11 protein-coding genes are annotated in these 7655 nt (G+C 43.3%); 5 read left to right on the top strand and 6 right to left on the bottom strand.

All coding sequences use genetic code 11. The annotated features are described in order from the left end of the window. Nucleotides 1-279, bottom strand: a 279-nt coding sequence (locus WBA23_RS19605) for a type II toxin-antitoxin system VapC family toxin (RefSeq protein ID WP_424583976.1), incomplete at its 3' end; no start/stop codon positions are given. Between the two features lie 7 nt (nt 280-286). Further along, nucleotides 287-505 carry a type II toxin-antitoxin system VapB family antitoxin gene (gene vapB / locus WBA23_RS19600; RefSeq protein ID WP_424583975.1) on the bottom strand — a complete coding sequence of 73 codons (219 nt, stop codon included), beginning with the start codon at nt 503-505 and terminating at the stop codon, nt 287-289. Between the two features lie 788 nt (nt 506-1293). Between vapB and WBA23_RS19595 the strand changes: the two genes are divergently transcribed. Further along, on the top strand, nt 1294-1509 hold the full coding sequence (locus tag WBA23_RS19595; RefSeq protein WP_424583974.1) for a hypothetical protein: 216 nt from the start codon (nt 1294-1296) through the stop codon (nt 1507-1509). Nucleotides 1510-1581: 72 nt separating this feature from the next. On the opposite strand, the gene WBA23_RS19590 is transcribed toward WBA23_RS19595, so the two are convergent. From WBA23_RS19590 to WBA23_RS19575, 4 genes are all read right to left on the bottom strand, one after another. Next, a complete protein-coding gene (locus tag WBA23_RS19590) occupies nt 1582-2013 on the bottom strand; it encodes a DUF29 family protein (RefSeq protein WP_424583973.1) in 432 nt (143 codons plus the stop codon). 244 nt (nt 2014-2257) lie between these two features. Next, nucleotides 2258-3085, bottom strand: a complete 828-nt coding sequence (locus WBA23_RS19585) for an ABC transporter permease (RefSeq protein WP_424583972.1) — start codon at nt 3083-3085, stop codon at nt 2258-2260. 136 nt (nt 3086-3221) lie between these two features. Beyond that, entirely contained in the window at nt 3222-3884 is a 663-nt protein-coding gene (locus WBA23_RS19580; protein WP_424583971.1) for a cation transporter, read from the bottom strand. Between the two features lie 129 nt (nt 3885-4013). Continuing rightward, entirely contained in the window at nt 4014-4940 is a 927-nt protein-coding gene (locus WBA23_RS19575; protein ID WP_424583970.1) for a cation diffusion facilitator family transporter, read from the bottom strand. A gap of 278 nt (nt 4941-5218) precedes the next feature. On the opposite strand from WBA23_RS19575, the gene WBA23_RS19570 reads away from it, so the two are divergent. The 4 genes from WBA23_RS19570 to WBA23_RS19555 form a co-directional block, all read left to right on the top strand. Beyond that, a complete protein-coding gene (locus WBA23_RS19570; protein ID WP_424583969.1) occupies nt 5219-5407 on the top strand; it encodes a hypothetical protein in 189 nt (62 codons plus the stop codon). 226 nt (nt 5408-5633) lie between these two features. Next, complete coding sequence (locus tag WBA23_RS19565) at nt 5634-6047, top strand: DUF6463 family protein (protein ID WP_424583968.1); 414 nt, start codon at nt 5634-5636, stop codon at nt 6045-6047. A gap of 33 nt (nt 6048-6080) precedes the next feature. Beyond that, nucleotides 6081-7007 (top strand): DUF5996 family protein, encoded by a 927-nt coding sequence (locus WBA23_RS19560; RefSeq protein WP_424583967.1) that lies wholly within the window; start codon nt 6081-6083, stop codon nt 7005-7007. Between the two features lie 102 nt (nt 7008-7109). After that, nucleotides 7110-7655, top strand: a 546-nt coding sequence (locus WBA23_RS19555) for a superoxide dismutase (protein WP_424583966.1), incomplete at its 3' end; no start/stop codon positions are given.

The raw sequence follows: 7655 nt of genomic DNA, 5'->3' as shown, positions 1-7655 counted from the left end.
AATAATCGTAACTTCTTCTACTAACCCTTGAGCAATAATAGTACGGTCAAAGGGGTCACGATGATGAAACGGTAAGGTCGCTAAACGTTGAATGTGCGTAGAAGCCAACGGCAACCACTGTATTCGGCTTTTATCTACCTCCGCCGTGATGTCTTTTAGTGACTGACTCAGTTCTAACTTACTTAAACTTACTTTAATAGCCATTTCCCACAATGAAACTATACTTAAATAAATTGCGTGTTGAGCATCCTCTATGACACTCTTTATTTCTTCAGGCATAAGTAATTCACTGCATATATTCTTTAAAGTCATCCAGTGGCTCATCAAAATCTTCTCTCATTACAAAGGTCCCCTTCAGAAAGCCCGCCTTCAACGGTGGAAGACTATCTGTTAACGTCGGCTTGGACTTATTTTGCTGCTCTAGAAATGCTATAAATGTCTCTACCATCTCCTGTTTCTCAGTTTCTAATGCAGCTATACGCTGGGCTATCGCTATTGTGCTCATGATGTTGTTATCTTTAAGATAAACCCAATGTAAGGGTTACTTCGTATTTAATCAAGAACTCGGTTGTTCTTGCAACTTCCCCCTCACTTCTCACCTTCCAGCCTGTGTTTATCAATAAATTTTTCACCCTCTTGTTGTTCCTCACGCCGCTTCTTCTACTAAGTGTGGGCGGCACTTTCCGTTTTAGAACCCTTGCTCCCAGCTCTTAGCCCCTCGCTCTATATTCACAAACTTAGCTAAAAAGGTGAGAAGAAAAACAGCCAGAAATGACAAGTTTAGGCAAAATAGTACTTTTGGCTTAGGTGCCAATTTGTCTTATTTATTAAATTATATCAGGAATAGTACTAGATTTATCTAAGAATCAGACTGATTTTTGACATAAAACGATATGCTCAGTGCTTAAAAGCTACATTAGCACAATTTTTTCGCTTCAATTAATCTTCTGTTAGTCTCTTTTGAACTTATTTGTATCTGCTTTGAGGTTCATCGGGTCACTGTTGAGTCCCTTTCGTCATCCGTTGAACCCTTTCCGGCTTCAGGGGGGCTAAAGAACCCCTCGAAGGGGGTGTTTAAACCTATTTTGCCCTAGCTAAGCTTACTCTTGGTCTCACTAGATGCACTTTGTAACCCGTTCAATGATCTCAAGTCACCACTTAAGCAGAAGGTTAACCCAACCGACCTGATAGAACTTACCTTATCGTAAGTAAAGCAGAAGGCCACCTGTACTTTCTAACCCTTTCGTTAGGCTACCCATTGCTGGTTCATTGTTTCCTTCCTTAACTGGAAAGATGAAGACAGACGATACTGCTACTATCCCCACCCTATATAAGTTTATACTAGATAGCCTGATGCTCATGGAAGAGGTTGGACTATTTTCGCCTGACTATCGGATAGAATTACTTTACGGTGAAATCATTGAGTTATCGCGGGGGCTGCTTAGCAGGTGCTTGGCCCCGACTGGATTGGAGATACCGCCTAAAAGCGTTCCTCCACTACTTCGCTAGGGCTTGATCTCAACCCGAACGGTCTTTTATCTTAGAGACGAATTGATAGCAATGGGCGAGCACTGATAGTAATCATTCATTATCACCTTTTATTTGCTCAAAGGCTTGCGCTTTCACCTGAGCAACATCAATCATATCTTCTAGCTGTACTTCAGTATATATACCCTCAAAGGCTTCCAACGAAGCTTTATCAATAGCTGTACAGTAAGCTTCCTCTATCAACTCTTTTAGTTCGGCTTCCGAAGCATAGTAGCCACCTGATTTTCCGCGCTTATTGACGTATTTGATTTCCCGGGCAGCATTACGAATGGAGAAATTCCACGAGCGAGTAGTACGTTGCTCAGCTGACTGCTTGATGAGATGTACCAGAATAATAATAAGATAGCTCCTTATTTTTTGTAGCTTATCTTCTTTACTCATTGCTTGCAGTTCATCAATAAGTTGTAGAGCCTCTTCGTAGTCTTCTGCCTCGATGTATTCTTTAAGGATTGCAAGTTCTTCCATTGTGCTATCTCTTTTACTGATATACGCACGGTTGAGCCGGGAAGTTATTTAGTGCTCTGTCAATGTTTAAAACTCGGGTTAGGCAGTCGTGAAATTTGACTTAGATCGCGACGTAAAAAATGAGCATAGCTATAACTACGTAAGTTTTTTATGACAATGAGCTAGGTCAAATTTCGCCTTGGATCACCTGAAATTTTAGGCTTGACAGAGCACTAGCTATAGTCTGTGCGGTACTTTAACAATTCTACACGATATCGGCCATCACCCGCTCTACCCGCTTGAAATAGAATAACCCTGATACAAGAAGCACCGCTACCAAGCTAAAGGAAAGAAAGGCATACTCACTGGGTGGTGTTCCCCCTAACAAGCACCAACGAAAGCCTTCTACTACTCCAGCCATCGGATTAAGGTAGTAGATTACCGTTGCCCATTTAGGCAGATTATCAATAATTGCTGAGGCAGGATAAGCTGTAGGCGTAGCGTACAATCCGAACTGCACCAAAAAGGGTACTATGTGCTGGAAATCGCGGTAGCGAATGGTGAGCGCACTGAGCCAGATACCTACTGACAAAGCTGAAAAAATGGTCAGCAGAATAAAGAGTGGTAAGAAGGCTAATTGCGGCACTAAAGGATATTGGTAAACAAGCATTAACACCACTACAAATAATAGCGCAATCCCGAAGTCTACAAAGCCTACCACCGCCTTAGAAAGAGGAATAACCAAGCGGGGAAAGTAAATCTTCTTTACCATGCCTTGAGCACTAATAATTGAGTTACCCGATTCTTTCATTACAAAAGCGAAATACGTCCAAGCTGCCATTCCCGTGATAGCAAACAGTGGGTAAGGTACTCCACCTGTGTCTACCTTCACCGCTCGGCCAAAGACAATAGTGAAGATAGTTAGTGTTGCTAATGGTTGCAGTACAGCCCACAGCAACCCCAAAAAAGTTTGGGCGTAACGCACCCGCAAGTCGCGGTACGCTAAAATGTAGAACAGATCGCGGTAGTGCAACAGCTCTTTCAAATTAAGCAAGCGCGAACGTTTGTCGGCATCAACAACTAAATGGACCATGCTGCGAATTACAGATTACACTCTGACAATAAAAAGCAATTTGAGACTAAATCTTACAAGGACAAGTCGGAAGTCGCACTCCGGAAGACGGAGAGATTGATATGCTGTCAATTACCTATCCGGTCTCCGGTATCCGTCAACAGCAGTCGCCACACTCTTTGCCTTTTGCTTTTTGGAACGCTTCTCGTCCTTCTTTAAAAGCGAACCAGGAAATACCCAGTGCTCCTACAGCATCTACGTAGGGAATACGAAACAACTCGTACAGACCGCTGGAAATTAGTAGTAGTACCGACAGGTACAAACAAGTTTTGGTGCAGTTGGCATCAGCAATAATCGGTTGCGAGTTGAGATTATGTCCGGCCTTTAGTTTGTACTTCACTAGAAAATACATGGAAGCAATAGACGCTAGGGCAACGATGATTCCCACTAGCGTAGTCGTAGGTTGCTCTCCGGCCCAAATGGTTAGTCCCGATGTTAAGATCATGCCAACGGCTAGAAAGTAAAAACAGAACCCAGTTAGTTGCAGTGCCTGCTTTTCGAACTGATCACGCTGCACCTCCGGGTTATGTTGCATGCGGTAGATCATGTGAGCAATGCCAATACCCGAAAGCACTTCAACAAAACTATCGATACCGAAGCCAAATAACGCCAGCGTATCATCCTGTAGACCGAAGTAGGTTGAGACGACTCCTTCCAGCGAATTGTAAAATATAGTAACCATACTCAGCCAAAAGGCGATCTGTAGCCAGCGCTTTTGATCTACTTGCTCACTGAATTCTTCTTTAGTAGTACTATTCATAAAGTGTTATTAGTCCATAGTTCGCAGTCCATAGACCACGGAGTAAGTAAGATTTCTAAATTATTATTAATTCCGCTTCTCCCTTCCCTCTTCTCAATTGCACATTACTCACTGTACATTGCTAATTGCTCAGTGTGTTTCCAAAGTACATTTCTCTCCCGCTACTTCAAACTGAATGGTAATATGGTTAATGTGATACTCGTTTAGTAGTCGTCGTACCTTAACTCGTAGGTCGGCCAATTCATTTAGCCGTTTATCTTCTTTTACTACTAAATGGACTGATAGTATGTGGTACTGTCCGTCCATAGTCCATAGATGGATGTCATGGATTCCCGTTATTTCATTAAGAGAACAAAGGGTCTGACGGATACTTTCAACATCCAGATTTTCAGGAGTGGCTTGCAGGAAGATCATTGATACCTTACGGAGATTCTTAAAGGCATTCCAAAGGATGAATAAGGCAATACCGATAGATAGGATCGGATCAATAATCACCCAGTCGGTTAGTAGCATAATGCCGCTACCAATGAGTACAGCTATCCAACCTAGAGCATCTTCCATGAGGTGCAACATCACCGTACGCTGATTGATAGAATCACCTCCACTTTTTAATCGAAGTACGGCTGCTCCGTTCATCAGTACTCCCAGTATCGCTAAGTACAGCATTCCTTCCGATTGTACCGGTTCAGGGTTCAGCAGCCGAGGAACACTTTCGTACACAATAATAATTGAGCCTACTAACAGAATAACAGAATTAATGAGCGCACTAAGTGGAGAGAACCGCTTAAACCCGAAGGAGAAGTTTTTACTGCGACCTTTCTGAGAATAGTTTTCCAGAAATAGTGCCGAACCAATGGCGAATGTATCTCCCAAATCATTCACCGCATCGGCCAGAATAGCAACCGAGTTGGTGAGTGCCCCACCAATAAACTCAATGATCGTAAAGAGCAGATTTAAAAAAAATGCTACTTTCAGATTGTTGGTCACCGGATGTACGTGAGCACTGCCATGATGGTGGTGGTCATGATTACAATTGTGCGAATGTTCTTTGGCCATAAGCTCAGTACTGCTTTTCAACTGCACAACGTCAAAGAATAATAAATCGTTAGCGAACGTAAGCAAAAATTAAAATGCTTGCAAAAGGAAGCACATCCCTCTAACTTACCATTGTTTTCGGATACTGAAGCCTAAAGACCGGAAACCGGCCACTGTGGAACAGAGTCCGGAATTTACAATTAGCAAGCCGCAAACTATTTATTTAAGCAACTTTTCGGACTCCAGTTTCCCGTCCCCGGTTTTTATTTACCCAATTCCTAAATCCTCATCCCTAAAATATGAACGATGTTCAAATCCATCTTGCTCTTAATCATTTTCCAATTATTGGTACATTATTCGGTACGGTGCTGCTAGGGGTTGGAATATTGGGGAAAAACAAAAGCCTACTGAATGCCGGACTAATTATTCTGTTTCTAATGGCGCTAGTGCTTTGTCAATGTTTAAAATTTGGGTTCAGGCAGTCGTGAAATTTGACCTAGATAGAGGCGCAAAAAATGAGCATAGCCGTAGCTACGCGAATTTTTTGCAACAAATAGATAGGCCAAATTTCACCCTGGATTACCCGAACTTTTAGGCTTGACGAAGCACTAGCTTCTTATGCAATATTCCTGTAGTAATCTGGTCTCATTGTATGGTTAACCGTACTACTTATTAGTAGTGTGGTGGCGATATACAATGGCTAACGAGTGAACCATGAAAATAACCAACGGAAAGGTTTTGATATTTTTTGGAATCATCCATCCGCTTTTGGGGATTTCACCTTTTGCGTTCGGAAAGCAGTTTTCTGGGTTTGCCGACAAGTTCTTCTTCAAAATAAGTGGGGGACTTTTAGAGTTTCCGTTATTAAATGGGCAGATGAACTATGAGAATTTTGCCGCTTTCTGGTTTTTCTATTATGGACTACTACTGATTCCTTTGGGTATTTTAGTAAACTATGTCGAAAGTACTAACGAATGGATACCAGTAAGCTTCATTTGGTCTTACTTGATTGTTATATTGATCGGAGTATTTATGATTCCCTTCTCCGGGATGACCGTTCTTATGCTCCCCCACGCATTGTATATGCTCTATCAGAGAAAAAAGGGAGAAGCAACGAGCCATAAATGAGATCGTATCGCATACTATAAACACTTGAATACTATGACTATAACCCATCAAAACCTACCTAACCTGCCACTAGAAGCCTGGAAAGAAAGCAAAATGACGCTGCACCTGTACTTACAGATTGTGGGGAAGATTCGGCTGAAGCTTACTCCCCGTAAAAACCACTGGTGGTACATCACCCTGTACGTGAGTTCCAAAGGATTAACGACTGATAGTATCCCCTACGAGCGCGGGGTTTTTGAGATTACGTTTAACTTTCTAAAGCACCAGCTAGAGATGAGCAGCAGCGAGGGCGAGGAAGTTGCCATTTCACTGCACGATGGTTTAAGCGTAGCTGAGTTTTACCGTCAGGTTCAGGATGGGTTGAAACAATTAGGAATTCAGGTATCCATCGTCGACCATCCTTTTGATGTATCGGTAGACCAACCATTTGAGCAGCTTACGGAGCAGAAGGCATACGATGCGGAGTACATCGAGCGGTTCTGGCGCCTACTGATTTGGGTGGATGACGTTTTCAAAGAATTTAGTGGGAGATTCTACGGTAAAACCTGCCCGGTGCATTTGTATTGGCACCACATGGATTTGGCCGTGACCCGCTTCTCCGGCGAGAAAGGGCCAGATTTAGACCCAAATATGCGTCTGTCGGATAAAGATGCTTATTCCCACGAAGCCATCAGTTTCGGCTTTTGGGCGGGCGACGATACGGTACGAGAACCAGCTTTCTATTCTTATACTCACCCCTCGCCCAAAGGAATAGATCAACAACCTCTGCAGCCCACGAGTGCCCAGTGGGTAGATAGCAACGGTAGTCCCCAGGCTTTTCTGACCTACGAAAACTTGCGTAAGAAAGAGAACCCGCGACAGGTGCTACTAGACTTTATGGAAAGTGCTTATCAGGCGGGAGCAAAATTGGCCGGTTGGAATGTGGAAAAGCTCACCGTTCCGCCGCTCGATGATTTGTAAGGCTTGCATAAAATAGCGTATACTAACAAACAAGAACCGGACTTGCCCGTTAAGTATAACTGACTATTAATTTAATTTTTAAACTTTAAACCAACCATAGACATGGCTTTTAACCTTCCTGATCTACCGTACGGATTCGACGCTTTGGAACCAAGTATAGATTCCAAAACAATGCAGATTCACCACGACAAACACCACGGCGGATACGTAAAGAAACTTAATAACGCAATTGACGGCACGCCTCAGGCGGATTCGTCGATAGAAGATTTAATGAAAAATGTAGGCAGCTACTCCACTGCGGTTCGCAACAACGGAGGTGGGCACTACAACCATTCCCTGTTCTGGTCGGTACTATCTCCTGACGGAGGCGGTTCACCCAGCGGCGATTTGGCTTCGGCTATTGATTCAGCGTTTGGATCTTACGATTCATTCAAAGAAGATTTTGCCCAAGCAGCGGGTACCCGATTCGGTTCTGGGTGGGCCTGGCTGATTGTAGACAGCAGCGGTTCGCTGAAAGTAACTTCTACTCCTAACCAGGATAACCCCATGATGGATGTAGCTGAGGCACAGGGCACTCCTATTCTGGGCTTGGATGTATGGGAACACGCTTATTACTTAAAGTATCAAAACAAGCGCCCTGATTACATC

This window comes from Tunicatimonas sp., assembly GCF_049647865.1.
Taxonomy (GTDB): domain Bacteria; phylum Bacteroidota; class Bacteroidia; order Cytophagales; family Cyclobacteriaceae; genus Tunicatimonas.
Note: the sequence above shows the minus strand (reverse complement) of the source record. Positions and strands in the feature narration are given on the sequence as shown.

Coding starts and splice junctions, on each gene's coding strand:
- WBA23_RS19590 (WP_424583973.1), bottom strand. CDS start 2,013: ATGGAAGAACTTGCAATCCTTAAAGAATACATCGAGGCAGAAGACTAC.
- WBA23_RS19565 (WP_424583968.1), top strand. CDS start 5,634: ATGAAAATAACCAACGGAAAGGTTTTGATATTTTTTGGAATCATCCAT.
- WBA23_RS19560 (WP_424583967.1), top strand. CDS start 6,081: ATGACTATAACCCATCAAAACCTACCTAACCTGCCACTAGAAGCCTGG.
- WBA23_RS19580 (WP_424583971.1), bottom strand. CDS start 3,884: ATGAATAGTACTACTAAAGAAGAATTCAGTGAGCAAGTAGATCAAAAG.
- WBA23_RS19595 (WP_424583974.1), top strand. CDS start 1,294: ATGAAGACAGACGATACTGCTACTATCCCCACCCTATATAAGTTTATA.
- WBA23_RS19570 (WP_424583969.1), top strand. CDS start 5,219: ATGAACGATGTTCAAATCCATCTTGCTCTTAATCATTTTCCAATTATT.
- WBA23_RS19575 (WP_424583970.1), bottom strand. CDS start 4,940: ATGGCCAAAGAACATTCGCACAATTGTAATCATGACCACCACCATCAT.
- vapB (WP_424583975.1), bottom strand. CDS start 505: ATGAGCACAATAGCGATAGCCCAGCGTATAGCTGCATTAGAAACTGAG.
- WBA23_RS19585 (WP_424583972.1), bottom strand. CDS start 3,085: ATGGTCCATTTAGTTGTTGATGCCGACAAACGTTCGCGCTTGCTTAAT.